Here is a 24,469-nt window from a genome sequence, read left to right on the forward strand (position 1 = left end):
CGGGCGCGCGACAGCGCCCCGACAGGGGCGCGGGGAACTGCGCGACAAGCCCCCACCGGCCCGCAGCCAAGGAACAACCACATCCAGCGGAACTACACCCGCCGCAGCGCCAACACCGCGTTGTGCCCCCCGAACCCGAACGAATTACTGAGCGCCAGATCCCCGTGCCCGGGCAACACACGCGGCCCACCCCACACCACGTCCAAGCCGATCCCCTCGTCCTGCCCACCCTCCGCACACCCGATCGTCGGCGGAATCGTGCCATGGTGCAGCGTCAGCACCGTGGCCACCGCCTCCACCCCGCCCGCAGCCCCCTGAAGGTGTCCGAGATGACCCTTCAGGGCAGTGACGGGGACCGGAATCGCGCCCAGTACCGCCCGCAGCGCGTTCGCCTCCGCCAGGTCGCCGTCGACCGTGGCCGTGGCATGGGCGTTGACATGGATCACGTCGTCGGGGCCGCCGCCCGCGTCCCGCAGCGCGCGGCGCAGGGCCAGGGCCACCCCCGTGCCGGACGGATCCGGCGCGGCCATGTGGTGGGCGTCGGCCGACAGGCCCCAGCCCGCCGCCTCGCAGTAGACGCGCGCACCCCTCGCCCGTGCGTGCTCCTCGGACTCCAGCAGCAGGAATCCCGCCCCCTCGCCGTTGACGAAACCGTCCCGGTCCTTGGCGAAGGGGCGGGACGGCAGCTCCCCGGCGGGACGCGTCGACAGGGCGCGCATCGCGGCGAACGACGCCATGATCGCCGGCGTGACCACGGCCTCGGCGCCGCCCGCGAGGGCGATGTCGACATGGCCGTACCGGATGCGGTCGATCGCCTGGCCGATCGCCTCCGTGCCCGACGCGCAGGCGCTGGTCACCGTGCGGGCCTCGCCCGTGATGCGCAGGGCAAGGGAGATCTGGGACGCCGCCTGCGACGGCACCGTCATGGGCGTGGTGAGCGGCGAGACCGCCCGGGGGCCCTTGTCGCGCAGCCGGCGGTCGCCGCCGACCAGGACCGACGCGTCGCCCAGGATCGCGCCCACCGACACGCCCACCCGGTCGGGGGCCAGCCCGCTCGCCGCCGTCCCCGAACCGTCGAAGCCCGCGTCCCGCCAGGCCTCCCGGGCCGCCAGTACGCCGAACTGCGCGGCCCGGTTCATCCGGCGGGCCTGGGTACGGGGGAGCAGCGCGGCCGGGTCCACGGGGACCGTGCCCGCCGCGCGGACCGGCAGCCCGGTGAACTCCTCGCCGGTCAACTCCCTTATCCCGCACCGGCCTTCGAGGAGGCCTCGCCAGAGCTCGGGGACTCCGACGCCGAGCGGGGTGACGGCTCCCAGGCCGGTGACGACGACCCGCCGGACGAAGGCACGGCGGGAGTGCGGGACTTCCGGCTCGGGGCGCATGGTGAGGCTGCCTCCCGGAGTGCGGCGCGGGACGGTCGGCGCACCTCAACTCTGCCCATTCCGGGGGCACTTCATACCAATTGGACCGGAGATGGTTCACGCTTCAAGCGTGAACGTCCGTTCACTACTTGCAGGCAGTGTCCGCTCGCGGCCGGCGCCGCTCAGTCGCGCGGCCACGGCCGACCGTCCAGCCGCTCCACATCCCGGTTGAGCCGGCTCAGTTGGGCCGCGAAGTCCGCGACCTCCTCGGCCGTCCAGCCGGTCAGCACCTTGGCCAGGCCCTCCCGGTTCTCCGCGCGGTCGGCGGCCAGCCGGCGCTCGCCCTCCTCCGTGATCGCGAACTTGCGCGCCATGCCGCCCTCGGGGTCGGGGATGCGTTCGACGATTCCGGCCCGGAGCATCGCGGCCGTCTGCCGGTTGAGCGTGGACGCGTCCAGGCCGAACGCGGCGCTGAGCTGACCGATGGACATCGGTCCCTCCGCCTGGATACGGCTGAGCAGGATGTACGCGCTGCGGTCGAGCCGTCCCACGGCACCCCGTGACTTCGGTGAGAGCAGATGCATATGCCGACCGAGGAGCATCATCTCGAACTCGACCAGATCAACGGGTTTTTCCCTGCGCTCGTCCATACGGCTGCTTCCTTCGGCCTTCGGCTCCTGAACGGGCCCTCGGCTCGGCAGGCCCTGTCCCAAGTTAATGCGTTCACGAGGGATATGTATGATGCACTTCTCGTGCATGATGCACATCCCCTGTGAAGAAAGACTGAGGAGCGACCACGTGGACAGTTCCAAGCCCGACGCCGGCCCCGGCAGAGTTGTCGGCATCCTCGCCTTCGCCGGCATCGTGGCCGCGATCACGCAGACCCTCGTGGTCCCGCTGATCGGGGAGCTGCCGAGCATCCTCGACACCTCCGCGTCGAACGCCTCCTGGGTGATCACCGCCACCCTGTTGGCCGCGGCGGTCGTGACCCCGGTCGCCGGCCGGCTCGGCGACATGTACGGCAAGAAGCGCATGCTGCTCGTCTCGCTGGTGCCGCTCATCCTGGGATCCGTCGTCTGCGCGCTGTCCTCCGCCGCGCTCCCGATGATCGCCGGGCGTGGACTCCAGGGCATGGGCATGGGTGTCGTACCCCTGGGCATCAGCCTGCTGCGGGACGTCGTACCGGCGGAGAAGCTCGGTTCGTCCATCGCGATCATGAGCGCCTCGATGGGTGTCGGCGGCGCGCTCGGGCTGCCGTTCTCCGCGGCCATCGCCGAGAACGCCAGCTGGCGCGTGCTCTTCTGGGTCGTGGCCGCGCTGGCCGCCGCCGTCGCCACGCTGATCGCCCTCTTCGTGCCCGCCGGGCGGGAGAACACCGCCGCCGGACGCTTCGACCTGCTCGGCGCGATCGGGCTCGGCACCGCGCTGATCTGCCTCCTCCTCGCCGTGTCTAAGGGCGCCGACTGGGGCTGGGGCAGCGGCACCACCCTCGGGCTGTTCGCCGTCGCCGTCGTCGTGCTGCTGGCCTGGGGCTGGTGGGAGCTGCGCAACACCGAGCCGCTGGTCGACCTCCGGGTGACCGCCCGTCCGCAGGTGCTGATGACCAACGCGGCCTCGGTCCTCGTCGGGTTCGCGATGTACGCCCAGTCCCTGGTCATCCCCCAGCTGATGCAGCTGCCCAAGGAGACCGGCTACGGGCTCGGCCAGTCCATGCTCGCGATGGGGCTGTGGATGGCCCCGGCCGGCCTGATGATGATGGTCATGTCGCCGATCGGCGCCAAGCTCTCCGCCGCCCGCGGCCCCAAGGTCACGCTCTCCGTCGGCAGCCTGTTCATCGCCCTCGGGTACGGCATCTCCCTGCCGCTCGTCGGCTCCGGCTCCACCTGGGCCCTGCTCGCGGTGACCATCGTCTGCAACACGGGTGTCGGCTTCGCCTACGGAGCCATGCCGGCCCTCATCATGGGCGCGGTCCCGCAGTCCGAGACCGCCTCCGCCAACAGCTTCAACACCCTGATGCGCTCGATCGGCAGCTCGGTCTCGGCCGCCGTCATCGGCGTCGTGCTGGCCCAGATGACCACCGACTTCGGCGGCTTCGCACTGCCCTCCGAGGCCGGTTTCCGGGCCGCCATGATGATCGGCTGCGGTGTCGGCCTCGCGGCGGCGGTCGTCGCCTTCCTCATCCCGGTCCGCCCGGTGGAGGCCGCCCCGGCGCCGGAAGCCGTCACCCCCGAGGTGTCGGAGGCCAAGGCCTGACGGTCGCTCAACCCTCGTAACGAGCCGACCTCCCCGGGTTTCCGCCGGGGAGGTCGGCTCGTTCTGGTGTGTCCTGCCTCTTGTTCGGGAAGGAGGCGTGGAATGCCGGATAAGTACATGAAGAATTTACAAGGTTTACTTCGCCCACTGGTCGTGTTTCCGAAGCGTGAGGCGGAAGTGAATTAAACCGCGTATCTGACAGGAGCCTGACGTCAAGAGGTGGGGCGCCGGGTCTGCGGTGACGTCGTAACTGATTGGAATTGGACGGTTTTTCGGGACTTGGGGTGGCTGGTCGATGGTGGCCGAATGAAATCGGCCGCACACGGATCGTTCCACGCCATGTTGACTGGTGAGTAATGTCGGCGCTAACTTCCCGTTGGATTCCCCCCAGAAGTGAAGTGCCTTGAAGTGAAGTGCTTCCGCGCCACACAAAACCCCCACCGTGCAGTTTCACCGAATATTTCGGAGAATCATGACGTCTGCCGTGCGCGCCTCTGAACTGATCATCGGAGTAACCCCCTTCGGCGAACCGGACGCCCGCCTCGCCGCCGCCGTCAGCAGGGCCGGCGGGCTGGGAGTACTCGACCTGGGCCTCGGCGACCGGAGAGCGAGAGACGCGCTCGCGCGGATACGACGCCTCGCCGCCCCCGGCTCCGGCTTCCGGTACGGCGTACGGATCGGCCCCCACTGCCGACTCGCGCCGGCCGAACTCGCGGGCGTCGGCGGCCCCGACACCGTGATCCTCGCGCCCGATGTCCTGGGCGGGCCGTGGACTGCCGATGCGATCGCCGCCCACCATCGCGTCCTTGTGGAGGTCACCGACCTGGCGGAGGCCCTCGCAGCTGTCCGCGCGGGCGCGCACGGGCTGATCGCCCGGGGCAGCGACGGCGGCGGCCGGATCGGCGAGCTGAGCACCTTCGTCCTGCTGCAACGCCTCCTCGCCGAACCCGGCATCGACCTCCCCGTCTGGGCCCGCGGCGGCATCGGCCCCCGTACAGCGGCCGCCGCCGTGGCCGGGGGAGCGGCGGGCGTCGTGCTCGACAGCCAACTCGCCCTGCTCACCGAGTCCTCGCTGCCGGAGGCCACGGCCGCCGCGCTGCGCTCCATGGACGGCTCGGAAACCGTCGTCGTGGCCGGTCACCGCGTACTGCACCGGCGCGGCCCCGACGCCCCGCCCGTCCCCGCCGGCGATCCGGCGGCGGTCGCTGCGCTGCTCGGCGCCCAGGACCCGCGCACCCAGCTCCTCCCGGTCGGCCAGGACGGCTTCCTCGCCGCCCGCTTCGCCGACCGCTGGACCGACACCGCCCGCACGGTCCGCGCCCTCACCGACGCCGTCCACGATGTCGTACGGGGTGACGAGCCTGTACGTGCGCTGCGCACCGGTTCCCCGATGAGCCGGGCGCTCGGCACCCAACTGCCCATCGCCCAGGGGCCGATGACCCGCGTCAGCGACCAGGCACGGTTCGCGGCGGCCGTCGCCGGGGGCGGGGCGCTGCCGTTCGTCGCGCTGGCCCTCGCCAGTAGCGAGCAGACCCGGACCATGCTGGCCGAGACCCGGGAGGCCGTCGGCGACGACCTGCCCTGGGGTGTCGGCGTCCTCGGGTTCGCGCCCGAGGAGATGCGCAACGCCCAGCTCGAAGCCGTACGGGAGCTGCGGCCCACGCACGCCATCATCGCGGGCGGCCGGCCCGCCCAGGCCGAGGCGCTGGAGCGGGCCGGGATCGCGACCTTCCTGCACGTGCCCTCGCCGGGGCTGCTGAAGCAGTTCCTGGAGGCCGGGGCCCGCCGGTTCGTGTTCGAGGGGTCCGAGTGCGGCGGGCATGTCGGACCGCGCGGCAGCTTTCCGCTCTGGGAGGCCCAACTCGCCGTCATCGAGGACTGGTTGGCGGCAGCCGGGGAGGATGCCGCCCAGCAGGTCGAGGTGTTCTTCGCGGGCGGCGTCCATGACGAGCGGTCGGCCGCGATGGTCGCCGCGCTCGCCGCTCCGCTGACCGCGCGCGGTGCGGCCGTCGGCGTACTGATGGGCACCGCATACCTGTTCACCGAGGAGGCCGTGGTCTGCGGGGCGGTCCAGCCGCTCTTCCAGCAGCAGGTCGTCGAGGCGACCAGCACCGCGCTCCTGGAGACGGCGCCCGGTCATGCCACCCGGTGCGTGCCCAGCCCATTCAGCGACAACTACCGTGAGTTCGAGACGGAGTTGAGGGCGAACGGGGTGCCCGAGCGGCAGATCTGGGAGCAACTGGAGCGGCTCAACGTCGGTCGGCTCCGCATCGCCAGCAAGGGCATCGAGCGGGACGCCGAGGGCGAGTTGGCGGCCGTGGACGAGCAACGGCAGCTCGCCGAGGGCATGTTCATGGCCGGGGAGGTGGCCGTGCTGCGCTCGGCGACCACGACTGTCGACGCGCTGCACCACTCCGTGGCGGACGGCGCCGCCGACTTCCTCACCGGACAGGCCGCACGGCTGCGGGAGCGGCTCGGGGTGCGTCCTCCGGAAGAGGCCGAGGCCCCCGCGCCCCTCGACGTCGCCGTCGTCGGCATGGCCTGCATGTTCCCGGACGCCCCCGACCTCGCCGCCTTCTGGGCGAACGTCCTCGGCGGCCATGACGCGGTGGGCGAGGTGCCGGCCGACCGCTGGGACCCGGCCGTGCACTACTCGGCGGAGGACGGGGACGGCGGCGTAACCCCCTCCAAATGGGGCGGCTTCCTGCCCCGCATCCCCTTCGACCCGCTTTCGTACGGCATTCCGCCCACCTCGCTCGGCAGCATCGAACCCGTCCAGCTGCTGGCCCTCGAAGCCGCCCGACGGGCCCTCGCGCACGCCGGATACGGCGAGCGGGGACGGGAGTTCGACCGCTCACGCACCTCGGTCGTCTTCGGCGCGGAGGCGGGCAGCGACCTGTCCAACGCGGGCACGCTCAGGGCCGTACTGCCGTCGTACTACGGCAAGGTCCCGGACGGACTCGTGGACCAGCTGCCCAAGCTGACCGAGGACTCCTTCCCGGGCATGCTCGCCAACGTCATCTCCGGCCGCATCGCCAACCGGCTCGACCTCGGCGGCGCCAACTACACGGTCGACGCCGCGTGCGCCTCGTCCCTGGCCGCCGTCGACGTGGCCTGCAAGGAACTGGTGGGCGGGACGAGCGACGTCGTGCTGTGCGGCGGCGCCGATCTGCACAACGGCATCAACGACTACGTGCTCTTCTCCTCCGTGCACGCCCTGTCCCCGACCGGGCGTTCGCGTGCCTTCGACAGTTCGGCGGACGGGATCGCGCTGGGGGAGGGCGTCGCGTGTGTCGTGCTCAAGCGGCTTTCCGATGCCGAGCGCGACGGCGACCGGATCTACGGCGTCATCAAGGGAGTTGGCAGTTCCAGCGACGGGCGTTCGCTCGGGCTGACGGCTCCCCGGCCCGAGGGGCAGCGGGCGGCGCTGCAACGGGCGTACCGCAACGCGGGTGTCTCGCCCGCCGAGGTCGGACTGGTCGAGGCGCACGGCACCGGGACCGTGGTCGGGGACCGCACCGAACTTACCATCCTGAGCGAGGTGTTCACCGAGGCCGGGGCCAAGTCCGGGGCTATCGCCCTCGGGTCGGTCAAGTCGCAGATCGGGCACACCAAGTGCGCCGCAGGCCTCGCTGGGCTCATCAAGACCGTGCTCGCCCTGCACACCGGGGTCAAGCCGCCCACCCTGCACGTCAGCAGGCCCAACTCCGCCTGGGAGGAGGGCAGCAGCCCGTTCGCGTTCCACGGCCAGGCGCGGCCCTGGGCGGCTCCGGCGGCGGAACGGGTCGCGGGGCTCAGCGCGTTCGGCTTCGGCGGCACCAACTTCCATGTGGTGCTTGAGGCCTACGCGGACTCCGCACCGCCCGTGCACGCGCTGGACGCCTGGCCGGCCGAGCTGTTCACGTTCCGGGCGGCCGATCCGGCGGGGGCACGGCGCGCCATCGAGGACGTACTGAAGGCGGCGGAGGACGAGCAGTCCGCCTGGCGGCTGCGCGACCTCGCGCTCGCCGCCTCCCGCCGCTCCGACGCCCGGCACGAGCCGGTGCAGGTGGCGGTCGTGGCGACCGATGTGGCAGGGCTGGCCGGGCAGTTGCGGCGGGCGCTGGCGGGGGAGCACGACCCGCGCGCGGGCATCCACCTCGCTGCCCAGGCGTCGGAGGATGTCTCCGGCAAGGTTGCCTTCCTCTTCCCGGGGCAGGGCAGTCAGCGGACCGGGATGCTCGCCGACGTGTTCGTCGCGTTGCCCGAACTCCAGTACTACCTGGAACTCGGCCGCGACCACGCCGACGCCCTCTACCCGCCCACCGCCTTCGACGACACCACCCGCGACCGCCAGCACACCGCGCTGACCGACACCCGGGTCGCCCAGCCGGCCCTGGGCATCGCCGGTCTCGCCGCGCACGCCCTGCTCACCACGGCGGGCGTACACCCCGACATGGCCGCCGGACACAGCTACGGCGAACTCGTCGCCCTCAGCGCGGCCGGTGCCCTGGACCCGGAGGCACTCCTCGCACTGAGCGCGGAACGCGCGACCGCGATCCTCTCGGCCGCAGGCGAGGCCAACGGCGCCGACCCGGGGACGATGGCGGCGGTGGCGGCGGGCGCGGAGGAAGTCGTGGCTGCCCTGCGCGCCGCCGACGCGCCCGCCTCGGTCGTCGTCGCCAACCACAACTCGCCGAAGCAGACGGTGATTTCGGGTCCGACGGAGGCCGTCGAAGAGGCTGTACGGCTGCTGCGCGCGGCCGGGCTCGGCGCAAAGCGGATCCCCGTCGCCTGTGCCTTCCACAGCCCGCTGGTCGCCGGGGCCGGGGAACGCTTCGCGACGGCACTGGCCGAACAGCCCGTCCACGCACCCGAGTTCACGGTCTGGTCCAACCGCACGGCCGCCCCGTACGGCACCGACGCCGACGCGGTACGGGCCGAACTCGCCGCCCAGATCGGCGCCCCCGTCGGTTTCGTCGCCCAGATCGAGGCCATGTACGAGGCGGGCGCCCGGATCTTCGTCGAGGCCGGGCCCGGTTCCGTACTGACCCGGCTGGTCGGCCAGATCCTCGGCGACCGCCCGCACCGCACGGTCGCCTGCGAACCGCGCCCCGAGAGCGGACTGCGCGGCTGGCTCGACGCGCTGGCCCAACTGGCCGTCGCGGGGCTGCCGGTGCGCACCGGGTGGCTGTTCCACGGGCGCGACGCCGTCGACGCGACCCGGACCAAGGCACCCAAGCGGCCCGGCTGGACGGTCGACGGCCACCTGGTCCGCACCGCCGCCGGCGACCTCCTCCCCGGTGCCCTCGCACCGGCCCGACGCGTAGTGGAGACGACGACAGTGACCGCGAATCACCAGAACGGTGCCCACGGCCCCGACGGCAGGGACGCGCTGATCTCCGAGTTCCTGCGCACCAGCCGCGAGATGGTCGCCGCCCAACGGGACGTACTCCTCACGTACTTCGGCGCGGCGCCCGGCCAGTGGATACCCGGCCCGGCGGCGGCACCGGAGCCCGTGTGGGCTGCCGAGGCACCCCAGGCGGTACCCGCCGCCCCCACGTATCCGCCGGCGCTGTACGCCGTACCCGCTCCCGTTCCGGCCCCCGCCGCTGTGGGGTTCTCGGAGGCGGATGTGTTGGGTGTGGTGCTGGAGATCATCAGTGAGCGCACGGGGTATCCGGTGGACATGATCGAGCCGGATCTCGATCTGGAGGCGGATCTGAGCATCGACTCGATCAAGCGGGCCGAGATCGCGGGCGAGTTGGCCCAGCGGCTCGGGGTCGGGGGTGCGGATGTCAGCTCGTTCGGTGATGCCGAGTTGGAGGATCTGGCCAAGGCTCGTACGGCGGCTGCGGTGACGGGGTGGCTGGCGGCGCGGCTCACCACAACGGCCGTGTCTCCGCCCGCACTTGCTGCCGCTCCTGCTTCTGCCGCCGTGGGGTTCTCGGAGGCGGATGTGTTGGGTGTGGTGCTGGAGATCATCAGTGAGCGCACTGGATATCCCGTGGACATGATCGAGCCGGATCTCGATCTGGAGGCCGATCTCAGTATCGACTCGATCAAGCGGGCCGAGATCGCGGGCGAGTTGGCCCAGCGGCTCGGGGTCGGGGGCGGCGGTGACATCACCGCGCTCGACGATGCCGAGCTGGAGGACCTCGCCAAGGCCCGTACGGCGGCCTCGGTCACCGGGTGGCTGGCGGCGCGGCTCGCTGGGCCGGGCGCCGAAGCCCAGGAGGCCGAGGAGCCGGTGGCCGACGCGTACCCCGAGGTCGTCGGTGAGGCGCCGAAGCGGTTCCAGTTGCGGCCTGTGCTGCTGGAGCAGCAGGACGGGGATGCCGATTTCTCCGCTGTGCTCGGCGGCAAGCGGTTCGTGGTGCTCGGTGACGACGACGAGGGTGTGGTGGCCGGTGAGGTCGTGGCCCGGCTCGTCGGGCATGGCGCCGACGCGGTCGTCCTCGGCCCCGAGCATCTGCTGACCGAGGCCGACGGGCCGGTCGACGGGGTGCTGTTCCTCGATCCGCTGGCCGCGTCCAGGCCTCCCGTGCTGCCCGACGCGTTCCCCGTGTTCAAGGCGGCCCTGGGGCTCGGCCCGCGCTGGCTGTTCGCGGTGCGGGTGGCTGCGGAAGGCGCCCCGGGCGAGGGCGAGTTGAGGTCGGCCGGGCTGCACGGGCTCTTCCGTACCGTCGCCCGGGAGTACCCGGAGACGGACGCCCGGATCATCGACCTCGGGGCGGGGGAGGCGGGCGCGGGTGCCGTTGCCGATGCCCTGCTCGCCGAGTTGCTCGCCTCCGACCGGGCGCCGGTCGTCCTGCGAACCGCCGCCGGGCGCCATGGACTTGAGCTGGTCGAGACCCCGCTGGGCGCACTCGGCACCACCGGTGCCGGACCCGCCGGGGACGGTGCCGCCGAGGCCGCCGCCGTCGGGCTGGACCGTGACAGCGTGGTCCTGCTGGTCGGTGGGGCGCGGGGCATCACCGCGAAGTTCGCCGCCGCGCTGGCCTCCGCCTCCCGCTGCCGGATCGAACTGCTCGGCCGCACCCCCGCACCGGACGGCCCGGAGGACGCGGCCACGGCAGCCGCCCGTACGCAGGCCGAACTGCGCGCGGTCCTCGCCGCCCGGGGCGGACTGAAGCCCGCCGAGATCAACCGTGAGGCCGAACTCCTGCTCGCCCAGCGGGAGATCACCGCCACCCTCGACGAACTCCAGGCCCTCGGCAGCCCGGCCCGCTACCACTCCGTCGACTTCCGGGAACAGGACGCGGCGCTCCAGGCCGTCAAGGAGATCCACGCCGAACACGGCCGCCTCGACGGGGTCGTCTACGCGGCCGGGGTGATCGAGGACCGGCTCATCGCCGAGAAGACCACCGAGTCCTTCCAGCGCGTGTACGGGACGAAGATCAGCGGCGCCGAAACCCTGCTCGCCGCACTGGAACAACTCCCCAACAGCCCTGCCTTCGCCGTCCTGTTCGGCAGCATCTCCGCTGTCCTCGGCAACCGGGGCCAGGTCGACTACGCCGCCGCCAACGACGCCCTCCAGAGCCTCGGCGCCGCCTGGGCGGCCCGGAGCGGACAGCGGGCCCTGACCGTGCACTGGGGGCCATGGGCACCGACCGGCGGCCACACCGGCATGGTCACCCCCGAACTCGGGCGCGAGTACGCCCGGCGCGGGGTCAGGCTCATCGACCCCGAGGAGGGCACGGCCGCGCTGCTCAGGGAACTGGCCTGGGGCGAGGAGTCGGCGGGCGCCGTCGTCTACACCTCGTCGGGCTGGTAGCCGACATGACGGAACGTCACACAGAGGGGGCGGGCGGCACGTCCACCCCCGTGGCCATCGTGGGCATGTCGGTGCTGCTGCCCGGCGCCGCCGACCTCGACGCCTACTGGCGGAACCTGCTCGCCGGTACGGACGCCATCACCGAGGTACCGGACGGGCGTTGGGACGCGGACGCCTACTACCGGCCGGACTCCGCCGGTGACCGGGCCGTCGCCGACCAGGTGTACTGCCGACGCGGCGGGTTCGTGGACGAGCTGGCGGAGGTGGAGGTCACCCGGTTCGGGATCATGCCGAACTCCGTGTCCGGCACCGAGCCCGACCAGCTGATCGCCCTCAACGTGGCCGCCGCCGCCCTCGCCGACACACAGCAAGGAGGCGAGGGACGCGGGGACTTGGACGGCTGGCTGCCCGACCGGCACCGGATCGGCGTGGTCCTCGGCCGGGGCGGCTATCTCACCCCCGGCCTCGTCCGGCTCGACCAGCGGGTCCGGACGGCGGGCCAACTCGTCCGCACGCTCGGGGAGTTGCTGCCTGACCTGGATCCCGCCCAACTGGACCGCGTCCGTACGGCGTTCACGGATCGCCTCGGTCCGGACAGCCCCGAGTCGGCGATCGGGCTGGTGCCCAACCTCGCCGCCTCCCGGGTCGCCAACCGGCTCGACCTGCGCGGACCGGCGTACACCGTGGACGCGGCCTGTGCCTCGTCGCTCGTGGCCGTGGACCAGGCGGTGAACGAACTGGCCTCGGGCCGCTGTGACTTGATGCTTGCCGGCGGAGTCCACCACTGCCACGACATCACCCTGTGGAGCGTCTTCTCGCAGCTCCGCGCCCTCTCGCCCAGCCAGCGCATCCGCCCCTTCCACCGGGGCGCCGACGGCATCCTCATCGGTGAGGGCACCGGCGTGGTCGTCCTCAAGCGCCTCGCGGACGCCGAGCGCGACGGAGACAGGATCTACGCCGTCATCCGGGGCACCGGCGTGGCCAGCGACGGTCGCGCCGCCGGGCTCGTCAACCCCGACCCCGGCGGCCAGACCCACGCCGTACGCCAGGCCTGGCGTGCCGCCGGACTCGACCCGGCCCAGCCGGGCTCGCTTGGCCTCCTGGAAGCCCACGGCACGGCGACCCCCGCCGGAGACGCGGCCGAACTGACCACGCTGGCCGAGGTGTTCGGGCCGGGGGAGGGCTCGGGCGGCAGTGGCGGTACGGCGGTGATCGGCTCCGTGAAGTCGATGATCGGGCACACCATGCCCGCCGCCGGGGTCGCCGGCCTGGTCAAGGCGGCCCTCGCCGTCCACCACGGCATGCTCCTGCCCACCCTCCACTGCGACGACCCGAACCCGGCCCTCGCGGCCACCCGGTTCCGCCCGCTGGACAAGGCTGCGCCCTGGGAGACGACGGCAGAGCAGCCGGTGCGGCGGGCGGCGGTCAACGCGTTCGGGTTCGGCGGGATCAACGCGCATGTGGTGCTGGAGGAGGCGCCGGGGGCGCGGGCCGGCGCCAGGAAGGTGGCCTCTCCTGTCGTACCGTCGGTGGCCGTCGTCGAGCCCGAGCGTGTCCTGCTGCTCGCCGCCGAGTCCCCCGAGGGCCTCGCCGCCCTCCTGGACGCGGACGACACGGCCGTACTCGCCGCCGGTCTCGACGCCACGCGCACACATCCACAGGCCGGGCGGACTCGGCTCGGCATCGTCGATCCGACCGCGAAGCGACTCACGCTGGCGCGCCGGGCGGTCGCCAAGGGGCGGGCGTGGCACGGGCGTAGCGATGTCTGGTTCCGCCCGGAGCCACTACAGGCGGACACGGATGGGGAGTTGGGAGGGCTGGCCTTCGTCTTCCCTGGCCTGGAGGGCGACTTCGACCCCCGAGTCGACGACATCGCCGCGCACTTCGGCCTGGACGGAGTCCTGTCGGCCGGTGACGAACGGGCCGAGGTCGGGGACGTCGGCCGGCACGGGTTCGGGGTCGTCGGGGTCGGGCTGCTGCTCGACCGGGCGCTGCGCCGCATGGGCGTCGTCCCGGACGCGGTGGCCGGGCACAGCGTCGGCGAATGGACGGCGATGGCAGCCGCAGGCCTGTACGACGCCGACGAGGTCGGCGCCTTCATGGCGACCTTCGACCCCGACTCGGTGACCGTGCCGGGGCTGGCCTTCGGGGCGATCGGCGCACCCGCCGAACGGGTCCTCACGGCACTCGCCGAGGAGGGCTGGGCGGACGCCGGAATCGTGCTCTCGCACGACAACGCGCCCAGCCAGTCGATGGTGTGCGGTCCGGAGGCGGCGGTCGAGGAGTTCGTACGGGCGTTCCGTGCGAGGGGCGTGCTGAGCCAGGTGCTGCCCTTCCAATCGGGCTTCCACACACCGATGTTGGCGCCGTATCTGGCCCCGATCGAGCAGGCCGCGAGCAGCTTCGAGCTCCAGCCGCCGACGGTCCCGGTCTGGTCGGGAACGACGGCGGCGCCCTTTCCGTCGGGCGAATCGGCGGTGCGTGAGCTGTTCGTACGGCATCTGCTGGAACCGGTGCGCTTCCGGCAGCTGGTCGAGGCGATGTACGCGGCCGGACACCGGACCTTCGTCCAGGTCGGCACCGGCCAACTCGGCTCCCTCATCGGCGACACGCTGTCCGGGCACGATCATCTGGTCGTGGCCGCCAACTCCCCGCACCGCGACGGCCTCGCGCAACTCCGGCGCGTGGCCACGGCGTTGTGGGTGGCGGGGCGGGCGACGGCACCGGCGCTGCCGTCGCCCGCCAGGAGCGAGGCCACCGGCAACGAGGCCGCTCCCCACATCGCCCTCCATGTCGCCGGTCCCTCCGACCGCTCCACGGAACCGGCCGGCGCCGGAAGCCCCGTGCGGGGGGACCGGCCGTCGGCCCGTCCACCGGTCCGGCTGGACCTGGGCGGCGCCCTCGTCTCCCTCGACGAAGGAACACTCACCGGACTGCGCGCGGAACTGAGCCCGGGGCGGAACTTCACGGGGACGTCGGCTGCCACCGCGCTGCCGGGCGTCGGTCCGTCGCCGGTTTCGGCTCAACGGACGGTCGCAGCAAGGGCATTGGGGGCCACGGAGGCGTCCGCTGCTGCTGGCCTCCTGGGCGCAGCGGGACCGGCGTCGCCGGTGGACGCTGCCTCGGCGCTGGTCTCAGCTCAACGGGCGGGTGCCGCAGGGGCGTTGGGAGCCCCAGGGACGCCCGGCGCTGTAAGCCTCCCGGACGCCGCCTCGACTCCGGTTCCGGCTCAACGGGCGCGTGCCGCAGGCGCGTCGGGTGCCCCCGAGACACCCGGCGTTGCCGGGCTCCCGGGCACCACCGGACAGACATCACCGCTGGATGCCCTCGCGGGCCGCTTCCCAGCCGCCGCCGAACTCCGCGCCCTGCTACGGGAGACGGCGGACACGGCCGCCGAACTGATCGGCGCGGGCCGTCACCGTCCGGGCGCCGCCGAGGCGTACGCGGGCGGCGCGGCTCAGGGCCCGGGCAGGCCTGCGAGGACTGCGGGCTCGGCCGACCCGGCAGGTGCCGCACCGGCCGGGGTCTCTCCCCAGGGGTTCGTCACGCCCGCAGGGTTCTCCGGGCCGCCTCTCACGCCCACGGGGCGTGGTGACGGCCCGGGTGGGCCTGTGCGGGGTGCGGGCTTGGCCGGTGCGGCCGGCATCGCGCCCGCCGGGGTTTCTCCCCGGGCGTTCGGCACGCCCGCCGGGCTCGGCGCACCCCATCGCACCCCCGGCGCCCTGCCCCCGCACCCCCGGTCCGCCGTCCCCGGCGGACGACCGCTCACCCCGCCCCAGCCCGCCGACGCCGCATGGCACACCACGGTCCACGTATCCCCGGACTCCATGCCGTACCTCCTGGACCACTGCTTCTTTCCGCAGCGCCCCGGCTGGCCGGACGTCGCCGACCGTTGGCCGGTGGTCCCGGCGACGACGATCGTGCAGCACATCATGGAAGCAGCGGAGGCGGCGGAACCCGGGCCCCCGCCCACAGCCGTCGCCGTTCACAACGCCCGTTTCGACCAGTGGCTCACCGCCACCCCGCCCCTCGACGTGGACGTGACGGTCACCCCCGTCCCCGGAACCCCCACCCACCGTGCCGTCTCCTTCGGCCCCCGAGCCCGGGCCACCGTCGAACTCGCCCCGGCGTATCCGGACCCCGGGACCCGCCCCACCCCCTGGCCCGTCACCCCCTCCACCGAACGCGCCCCCGACCACACCGCCGCCCAGCTCTACTCCGAGCGCTGGATGTTCCACGGCCCGGCGTTCCAGGGGGTCACCGAGCTGACCGCGATGGGCGAGGCGCACGTACGAGGGGTCATCACCACCCCGCCCGCGCCCGGGTCCCTCCTCGACAACGTGGGGCAGATCCTCGGGTACTGGATCATGGCGACGCGCACCGAGCGGACGGTCGTGTTCCCGGTGGGCATGCGGGAGATGCGGTTCTACGGGGCTCATCCCACCCCCGGCACCGATGTCGACTGCTTCGTACGGATCACCAAGCTCACCGACACCCTCCTCGAAGCCGACATACAACTCACCGTCGGCGGCCGGGTCTGGGCCGTGCTCAGCGGTTGGCAGGACCGGCGTTTCGACAACGACCCCCAGACCAGGCCCGTCGAACGCTTCCCCGAGCGCAACACCCTCTCCGAGGCCCGGCCGGGCAACTGGGTACTGCTCCACGAACGCTGGCCCGACCTCGCCTCCCGCGACCTCATCATGCGCAACTCCCTTGGCGGCGAGGAGCGTTCGCTGTACGAGCGGCACGCTCCGCGTGGTCGTCGGCAGTGGCTGCTCGGCCGGATCGCGGCCAAGGACGCCGTCCGACGGTGGCTCTGGGAGAAGGAAGGCGAGGGAGGCGTGTTCCCGGCCGAGATCCGGGTGCACAACGACCCGTCGTCCGGGCGGCCCTACGTCACCGGGCTGCACGGCCGGACCCTGCCCCCGCTGGACATCTCGCTCGCCCATTCCGGGGAGGCGGGGGTGGCGATCGTACGGCCGCGCCGGACCGATTCCGCCCCCGGAGCCCCCGGCACCGGGCCCGGTATCGACATCGAGGAAGTCGTCCACCGCGACGCCTCGACCCTCGCCACCGCCCTCAACCCGGCCGAACTCGCCCTCCTCCGGGCCCAGTCCACCGCCACGGGCGACTCCGAGGCGCTCTGGTTCACCCGTTTCTGGGCCGCCAAGGAAGCGGTCGCGAAGGCGGAGGGCACCGGATTCGGGGGCAGGCCGAGGGACTTCGCCGTACGGGAGGTGCCGGCCGCCGACAGGTTGCTGGTCTCCGGGCGGCTCGCGCCCGCCTACACCGTGCACCACGAGCGGACCGGCAATCCCCCCGGACTGCCGGAGAGGGAGTACGTCGTCGCCTGGACGACCGGATCAGCCACAGCGGAAGCAGTAGCGGAAGCAGTAGAGGCAGTCGAGGAAAGGGAGTTGGAGCTATGAGCCTCAACGGGCAGAAGATCGGGACCGCCGACGAGGAGGCCGTGCTCGCCGACATCGCGGGCATGCTCGCGACCCTCCTCGACGAGTACGGCCTCGACGACGTCGAGATCCGTATGGACACCACCTTCAACCGCGACCTGGAGCTGGAGAGCATCGACCTGGTGACCCTGGCCGGGCTGCTGGAGGAGAAGTACGGCAACCGGGTCAACTTCGCCGAGTTCCTGGCCGGGATGGAGTTCGACGAGATCATCGAACTCACCGTCGGACGGCTGGTGGAGCACGTCGTCGCCAGCCTCAAAGCGGCGGAGGCGGGCTGACCATGGCGATCGTCGACATCGGGGGCGGTCTGCGCCTGCACGCCCAGCGCATCGGGCCGCGCGGTGACCGTCCGGTCACCGCCACCGCCGTACTCGTGCACGGCCTGCTCACCGACAGCCTGGCCAGCTACTACTTCACCGTGGCACCGGCGTTCGCCGCCTCCGGCATCGACGTCGTCATGTACGACCTGCGCGGCCACGGCCGCTCCACCCGCCCCGCGACCGGCTACACCCTCGACGACAACATCGACGACCTGGAGGCCCTTCTCGACCGTCTGGAGGTGACCGGCCCGGTCCATCTCGTCGGCAACTCCTACGGCGGAACAGTCGCGTTCGGCTACGCGGCCCGCCACCCCGAGCGCACCGCCAGCGTCTCCCTCATCGAGTCCGAACCGGCAACCGCCGCCTGGGCGGGCAAACTCGACGGCATCCTCGGCCGGGTCATGCACGAACTCGCCCACAACGAGGCCGACGCCATCGCCTGGATCACCGCCAACCGCAGCCAGAACACCGCCCGGTTGGCCAAGGGCGCCGCCCGGCTGGCCCGCGAGACGACGCTCGCCCAGGACATCCCGGCCAGCCGCGTGCTGACCGAGGCCGAGATAAGTTCCGTACGCTGTCCGGTGCTTGGCCTGTACGGGGGTGACTCCGACCTCGCCGAGCACGCGCCCTGGCTGGAGGCTCTGCTGCCCGACTGCCGGACCGTCGTCGTACCGGGGCACGAACACTCCGTGCTCGTCGAGGCGTCGGGGACCGTGGGCGGGCACATCCTGTCGCTCATCCACGGCTCCGCCGGTCCCGTTCCGGTTCAGCTGGCGGGGGCGGACGCGCGGTGAGCCGTTCCAGGTTCCTGTTCGTCGTGCCGCCGCTCGTCGGGCACATCAACCCGGCCGTCGGGGTCGCCGCCGAACTCGCCGCGCGCGGGCACGAGTCGGCCTGGGCGTGCGCCGATCCGGGGCTGGTGCACAGGCTCGCCGGAGCGGACGCCACCGTCTTCCCGTGCGCGGGGCCCGTCCCCGGCTCCGGTGACGGCGTACGGCCGCCGGACCTGCGGGGGCCCGAGGCGCTGAAGTTCCTCTGGGAACGCTTCCTCGCCCCGCTCGCCGAGGAGATGGCTCCCGGAGTGGCCGCCGCCGTGGGGGAGTTCGGGCCGGACGTCGTCGTCGCCGACCAACAGGCGCTCGCCGGTGGCCTCGTCGCCGAGCGGCTGGGCCTGCCCTGGGCCACCTCGGCCACCACCTCCGCCGAGTTCACCGACGTACTCTCCGGCATGCCCAAGGTCGAGGAGTGGCTGAACGAGCTGCTGGGCGGCCTCCGGGAACGGATCGGCAGCCCCGGTGTCGCCGATCCACGGTTCTCCCCGCACCTCGTACTGGCCTTCAGTACACCGGAGTTCGTCGGCCCGGAGGCCCGGACAGGCGACCAGATCCGCTACGTCGGCCCGTCCGTCGCCGACCGGCCCGCCCCGTCCGGCTTCCCCTGGGACTGGCTCGACCCCGCCCGCCCGACCGTCCTCGTCACCCTCGGCACCGCCAACACGGATGTCGGCGCACGCTTCTTGAGTGAGTGTCGGGCCGCCGCGCATGAACGGGCGGACCGCACGCAGACGGTGATCGTCGACCCGGCGGGCGTCCTCCCCAGCACCGGGGAGGACAAGGGCGTGCTGATCGTGCCCTCCGTCCCCCAACTCCCGCTCCTCGAACGGGTCGACGCCGTCGTCTGCCACGCCGGGCACAACACCGTGTGCGAGGCGCTCTGGCACGGGGTGCCGCTCGTCGTCGCGCCCATCCGGGACGACCAGCCCGTGGTCGCCGGTCAGGTCGTCGAGGCCGGTGCGGGCATCCGGGTGCGGTTCGGGCGGGTCACCGCGCCGAAACTGGGCGCCGCGATCGACGCCGTACTGCACGAGCCCGGTTACCGCTTCGCGGCGGGCCGGATCCGTACCGCGTTCCGGGCCGCCGGGGGTGCCTCCGCGGCGGCCACGCATCTTGAGCGACTCGCCATCGGCGCGCCCGCCCAGCAGACGGCCTGAGACGACGGCATGAAGGAGACGACGGCAATGAGCGACGACGAGCACGAGCCACAGACCGAGGGCAAGTCCGACGCCAAGGCCGATGGCAAGAGCAAGGGCAAGAGCAAGAGCGATGACAAGGCGGAGCAGGTCGCCGCCCTCCGGCCCACCTACCAGGCCGACCTGGCCTTCGGCCTCGACCGCTTCTTCGAACCCCCGCGCACCACCTGCCCCTGGTGCGGCTCGGCCAAGCTGCAGACGCGGGTGCGGACCACCGACCTGCTCCAGCACAAGCCCGGACGGTTCGTGCTCGACCGCTGCCAGGACTGCCGGCACACCTTCCAGAACCCCCGACTCAGCGCCGCCGGGCTGGAGTTCTACTACCGCGACTTCTACGACGGACTCGGCGAGAAGCAGCTCGGCAACACGTTCGCGGGCCGTACGAAGATGTACGAGCAGCGTGCCCGGGCCCTGCTGCCCTTCGACGACGCGCCGAAGACCTGGCTGGACGTCGGCACCGGCCACGGCCACTTCTGCGAGGCCGCGCGGAATGTCCACAGCGGTACGACCTTCGACGGGCTCGACTTCACCGACGGCGCGGAGCTCGCCGAGCGGGAAGGGCGGGTCGAGCGCGGCTACCGGGGGAGCTTCACCGAGCTGGCGCCCGAACTCGCCGCCCGTTACGACGTCGTGAGCATGTTCCACTACCTGGAGCACAGCACCGAGCCCCCGCGCGAACTGGAGGCCGCGCGACAGGCGATCCGACCCGGCGGCCACGTGGTGATCGAGGTCCCCGACCCCGACAGCCGTTACGCCCGCCTCCTCGGCCGCTGGTGGCTGCCCTGGCTCCAGCCCCAGCACCTGCACTTCGTCCCCGTGGACAACCTCCGCCGACGCCTCACCGACCTCGGCTTCACGGTCGTACTGGAGCAACACGCCGAGCCGCACGACCCGGTCGACCTGCTGGCCGCCGTCTGGCTGGCCTTGGACAACACGGCCCCGCGCGACAACCTCCCGTGGCTCCCACAGCCCCCGACCGCCTGGCGCCGCACGCTGCGCGGACTCCTACTGCTGGCAGGCGTCCCCCTCCTGATCCTGGCCACCCTCCTGGACCGCTTCGCCGTCCGCCCCCTCTCCCACCGCCTGGGAGTCTCCAACGCGTACCGCCTGGTGGCCCGCAGGGACTGAAGACGACGTACACCACGACGCTTGGCGCGTCACGGCACCGGGCGCGTCACCGCACCTGGGTGCGTCACGGCCTCCGGGTGGGGCACGGCTTCCGGGTGGGTCGCTGTGCCCTGGCGCGCCACGACGCCTGGATGGGTCACGACACCTGGATGGGGTGACGCACCTGGGGCGGTCACGGCGCCCAGGTGCGTCACGACGCCCCGGCGCGTCACGGCACCGGGCGCGTCACCGCACCTGGGTGCGGCACGGCCTCCGGGCGGGTCGCTTCGCCCTGGCGCGCCACGACACCTGGGTCGGTCACGGCGCCCGGGTGCGCCACGGCACCGGGCGCATCAACGCACCTGAGCGGGTCAGGACACCGGGGTGCACCAAAGCACCCCGCCGCCTCACAACACCTTGTTCCGCACCAGCACCGTCAGCACCAGTGCCCCCGGCAGCAGCGGCAGCCACACCGTCAGGACTCGGAAGCCGACGACCGTCGCTGCGGCCAGGGAGAGTGGGGCGCCCAGTGCTGCCAGGGCGAAGACCAGGGCCGCGTCCACCGGGCCGATTCCGGCCGGTGCGGGTACGGCGCCGACGGCGGCGCTCGCGGCGAGGTACGCGAAGAGCACGTCCGGCCACGGCACCGGCAGGCCCAGCGAGGCCCCGACACTGGCCAGTACCGCCGCCTGGCACAGGGAGAAGCCCGCGGCCCCGCCCCAGAGGGCGAGTACCCGGGCGGGCCGGGTGTGCAGCCGCCGCGCGTCGGTCAGGGCGGTGCGCAGACCGTCGAGCAGGGGGCGCCGCAGCGGACGTACGAGGGTCAGGAGCAGTGTCACGGCGGCCACCGCGGCGGCCACGCCCACGCCGATGGGCAGCAGGGTTCCGCCGTCCGGGAGGAGGTCGGTCGCGCCGAGGGACGTCGGGAAGGTGGCCAGCAGCGCCAGGATCACCAGGATCTTCGCCACCGGTTTGACCAGGGAGTACAGGGCCAGGGATGCCGTGGCTCGGGCCAGCGGGATGCCTCGGCCCGTGAGGAAGCGCAGGGTGACCGCGTGGGCGCCGAGACCTGCCGGAAGCACGTTGTTGGCGGCGCCCGCCGCGAACTGCGAGGCCAGCAGCAGCCCGGGCGGCAGCCGCTCCGGGATCGCCCCCTGCCGGGCGAACGCGGCGGAGATCCAGCACAGCAGGGTGAACGCGCCCCCGATCGCCAGCCAGCCGGGGTCGGCGGTGGTGAGCTGCCGGGCACCGTCGTGCAGTACCCGCCAGTTGTCCGCCGCCCAGACCCCGATGAGCAGGAGCGGCAGCAGACAGAGCACCCGGCGAGCGTGCCGGGCGCTGGGGAACCGTGGGGGGCGGGCAGGGGTGAGGGTGCGGTCCGTGGCGTCCTGGGGAGGGAGCGGGACCGTGGAGGCGGGCGGGGCTATGGGGACTATCGGCAATGAGGACACAGCGCGCGTCGTCCTTCCGCGTGGCGCCCACGCGGAACGGGGCGAACGGGGGGAAATGAAGAGCGAAGCAAGCGGACGGCAGGAGCGTGCCCAGTCCGCGTGACGGGGTGGTGTCCAGGAGCAGAAGGGGTGAGGGCGGACGGGCGACACAAATGATGCCTGCATCTTTATTTACGGAGTCTCCCCCCGTCGTCGCCGATCGACGCCTCAATCGTGAGCCGTCTCACACGGGCGGCCTCCGGGCCCGGTGACGTCGGCGCGTGCTCACACCGACAGCCCCGCCGCCCCGCCGAACTCCCGCATCGCCCCCTCGACGATCGCCTCCAGCCGCGCGTGGTGCGCGCCCCGCCAGTACAGACGCTCGCACTCCACGCACTGCGCGAACACGTCGTACGTCCGTCGCGTCCCGTGCTCCAGCCGCTCCCCGACAGTCTCCTTGTCGGCCTGCTCCAGCCGTCCGTTGCAGGCGGTGCACCGCGTCCAGGGGGCGAGCGCGGGCGCGAACCTGTCCAGTACGTCCCGGAGTTGGTCGTCCGGACGGTCGCTGTAGACGTACGCGCCCGCCCACAGCTCCCGGCGCCGCAGCAGCCCCCGGTCCCGCGACAGCAGCACCCGCCGCTCCGCCGCCGACAGCGCGGCCAGCGCCGGATCGCCGATGTCCTCGCTCTCGTACGCGGCATCCACGCCAAGGAGGCGAAGCCGGCGCGCGAGCGTGCCCAGGTGCACGTCGAGCAGGAATCGGAGCGGCGCTCCCGGGACCCGTTGCGGCCGGACGACGGCGCCGACCTCCACCGTCTCGCCCGCGACCGGCACATGGGACACCGGCATCTCCCGGCCGTCGACCAGCAGCCGTCCGGCCTCGGTGAGCGGCACGCCCAGCGACTCCACCACGTGCCCGAGCGAGGACGACCCGTCGGTGATCACGGTCGTAGGCCCCGCACGCCGCTCCGCCGGGACGAAGAGCCGCAGCTCAGGGGCGAAACTGATCACGATCTCCGGTCTGCTCACCCGATCAGCATGTCATCGACCAGACCGGGAGCGCCCGGGACTTTCCGGTGCACTACTCTCGGCGCTCTCAACACGCCTCGCTGGTGGGGGAGTACGGCAGCATGCAGTTCGAACGTACGGGCGTGCCCGGCTACGAGGTCGTCGAGGTCCTCGGGCAGGGCGGGTTCGCCACCGTGTACCGGGCCCGCCAACTGGCCGTCGGCCGCGAGGTCGCCCTCAAGATGGACAGCCGCGTCCTGGCCACCGACCGCGACCGGCAGCGTTTCCTGCGCGAGGTCACGGCGGCCGGTCAGCTCTCCGGCCACCCGCACGTGGTGGCGGTGTACGACGCCGGGGTGCTCGACAACGGCCGTCCGTACATGGTCCTGGAGCTGTGCCCCGGCGGTTCGCTCGGCGACCGGCTCCACCGAACGGGCCCGCTCCCGGCCGCCGAGGCCCGGGACATCGGCGTACGCATCGCCGATGCCCTGGCCGCCGCCCACGCCTCCGGCGTACTGCACCGCGACATCAAGCCCGGCAACATCATGATCGACCGGTACGGCAATGTCGGCCTCGCCGACTTCGGGCTGGCCGCGATGCCCCGTCCAGGGCAGGAACTTTCGGTCACCCGGGAGGCGTTGACCCCCGCGTTCGCCCCGCCGGAGGCGTTCCGGCTGGCCGAGCCCACCCCTGCCGGGGACGTCTACTCCCTCGCCGCGACGATCTACGCCCTCGTCCACGGCAGGCCCCCGCACTTCCCGGCGGAGGGCAGCCTCGGGATCGCGGAGGTCATCGTCCGGCACGACTGGCCGCTGCCGGACCTGCCCGGAGTGAGCCCGCGCCTCACCGAGGTACTCCGCCACGCCATGGCCCCGGACCCGGCCGACCGGCTGCCGAGCGCGGCGGCACTCAGGGACGCGCTGGCCGCCGTAGACCTGACGGAGGATGCGCCGGGCGTCCGCACCGCCGCCTTCGCCCCCACCTTCGCTCCCACAGTCCCGCAGCCCGCCGCCCCGCCCACCACCGTCCCGCAGTCCGATGCCGCCGCCGAACGCAAGAAGAAGGGGTGGCTGCGGGTGTCCGTCGCGGTCGTGGGGGTGGTCGTCGTCGGTACGGGCGGGACGGTGGCGAACCAGTACCTGCCGCCGTCGACCTCCAAGGCGTCCACCGCCGGACCCTCCGCCTCCGCCGCCGGTACGGGCGGGGCGATCGCGTCGGCCCAGGCCCAGAACGCCGGATTCGGTGTGCCGACGACGACCGAGGACTGCCCGGCGGCCGGTGTCGAGGGCGTGGGCGGTCGCTGCACCACGACCGCCGAGTGCTGGAGCGGCATGGTCGTCAACGTCGGCATCGTCAGCGTGAACCGCTCCGACTGCCTGGTGTCGCACCCGTGGGAGACCTTCGCGATAGCCCCGCTGCCGTCCGACGGGATGACCAACAACCAGAAGGAACTGATCAAGCACCCCGACGTACTCAAGCTCTGCTCCCGCAAGGTCCTGGCCGCCTCCAGACAGAGCGAGAAGGCCCTCGCCATCGACCCCGCCCGCTGGATCATCGACGTGCTCCCGCCCACGGCGACCCAGTACGCCGACGGACTGCGCGTCATGCGTTGTGTGGCCACGGTCACCGGGGAGGAGTCGACGGGGGCGTACTTCCGGCCCCGGACGTGAGGACCCGGACGTGAGGACCTGGGCGTGAGGATCGGGCCCGCTGCGATCCGTCTGTGATCCGTACCAC

The 24,469-nt window shown here is 72.7% G+C and carries 12 protein-coding genes; 8 read left to right on the forward strand and 4 right to left on the reverse strand.

What is annotated here, in order from left to right:
• Positions 1-92: 92 nt before the first annotated feature.
• A complete protein-coding gene (locus ACFYXF_RS08175; protein WP_389348742.1) occupies positions 93-1,382 on the reverse strand; it encodes a beta-ketoacyl-[acyl-carrier-protein] synthase family protein in 1,290 nt (429 codons plus the stop codon).
• A 161-nt stretch (positions 1,383-1,543) separates the two neighbouring features.
• Positions 1,544-2,011 (reverse strand): MarR family winged helix-turn-helix transcriptional regulator, encoded by a 468-nt coding sequence (locus ACFYXF_RS08180; protein ID WP_389348743.1) that lies wholly within the window; start codon positions 2,009-2,011, stop codon positions 1,544-1,546.
• Positions 2,012-2,159: 148 nt separating this feature from the next.
• Between ACFYXF_RS08180 and ACFYXF_RS08185 the strand changes: the two genes are divergently transcribed.
• From ACFYXF_RS08185 to ACFYXF_RS08215, 7 genes are all read left to right on the forward strand, one after another.
• Positions 2,160-3,614: an MFS transporter gene (locus tag ACFYXF_RS08185; protein ID WP_389348744.1), complete on the forward strand. Its 1,455-nt coding sequence runs from the start codon at positions 2,160-2,162 to the stop codon at positions 3,612-3,614.
• A 472-nt stretch (positions 3,615-4,086) separates the two neighbouring features.
• A complete protein-coding gene (locus ACFYXF_RS08190) occupies positions 4,087-11,370 on the forward strand; it encodes an SDR family NAD(P)-dependent oxidoreductase (RefSeq protein WP_389348745.1) in 7,284 nt (2,427 codons plus the stop codon).
• A gap of 5 nt (positions 11,371-11,375) precedes the next feature.
• Positions 11,376-16,799: a beta-ketoacyl synthase N-terminal-like domain-containing protein gene (locus ACFYXF_RS08195; protein ID WP_389348746.1), complete on the forward strand. Its 5,424-nt coding sequence runs from the start codon at positions 11,376-11,378 to the stop codon at positions 16,797-16,799.
• Positions 16,796-17,116 (forward strand): acyl carrier protein, encoded by a 321-nt coding sequence (locus ACFYXF_RS08200; protein ID WP_235474867.1) that lies wholly within the window; start codon positions 16,796-16,798, stop codon positions 17,114-17,116. The genes ACFYXF_RS08195 and ACFYXF_RS08200 overlap by 4 nt, the downstream gene beginning before the upstream one ends.
• A 2-nt stretch (positions 17,117-17,118) precedes the next feature.
• Entirely contained in the window at positions 17,119-17,952 is an 834-nt protein-coding gene (locus ACFYXF_RS08205) for an alpha/beta fold hydrolase (protein ID WP_389348747.1), read from the forward strand.
• The gene (locus ACFYXF_RS08210; protein WP_389348748.1) at positions 17,949-19,148 is read left to right on the forward strand and encodes a glycosyltransferase; all 1,200 of its coding nucleotides are present in this window, start codon (positions 17,949-17,951) and stop codon (positions 19,146-19,148) included. Before ACFYXF_RS08205 ends, ACFYXF_RS08210 begins: the two co-directional genes overlap by 4 nt.
• 27 nt (positions 19,149-19,175) lie before the next feature.
• Positions 19,176-20,315, forward strand: a complete 1,140-nt coding sequence (locus tag ACFYXF_RS08215) for a class I SAM-dependent methyltransferase (protein WP_389348749.1) — start codon at positions 19,176-19,178, stop codon at positions 20,313-20,315.
• 386 nt (positions 20,316-20,701) lie between these two features.
• Here ACFYXF_RS08215 and ACFYXF_RS08220 read toward each other — a convergent pair whose 3' ends face one another.
• Entirely contained in the window at positions 20,702-21,745 is a 1,044-nt protein-coding gene (locus ACFYXF_RS08220) for a YbhN family protein (protein WP_389348750.1), read from the reverse strand.
• Between the two features lie 264 nt (positions 21,746-22,009).
• Entirely contained in the window at positions 22,010-22,753 is a 744-nt protein-coding gene (locus ACFYXF_RS08225; protein WP_389348751.1) for a Mut7-C RNAse domain-containing protein, read from the reverse strand.
• A 101-nt stretch (positions 22,754-22,854) separates the two neighbouring features.
• On the opposite strand from ACFYXF_RS08225, the gene ACFYXF_RS08230 reads away from it, so the two are divergent.
• Positions 22,855-24,402: a serine/threonine-protein kinase gene (locus ACFYXF_RS08230; protein WP_389348752.1), complete on the forward strand. Its 1,548-nt coding sequence runs from the start codon at positions 22,855-22,857 to the stop codon at positions 24,400-24,402.
• Positions 24,403-24,469 lie beyond the last annotated feature (67 nt).

The sequence above is a fragment of the Streptomyces sp. NPDC002680 genome, from assembly GCF_042889145.1.
GTDB classification, from domain to species: domain Bacteria; phylum Actinomycetota; class Actinomycetes; order Streptomycetales; family Streptomycetaceae; genus Streptomyces; species Streptomyces adonidis.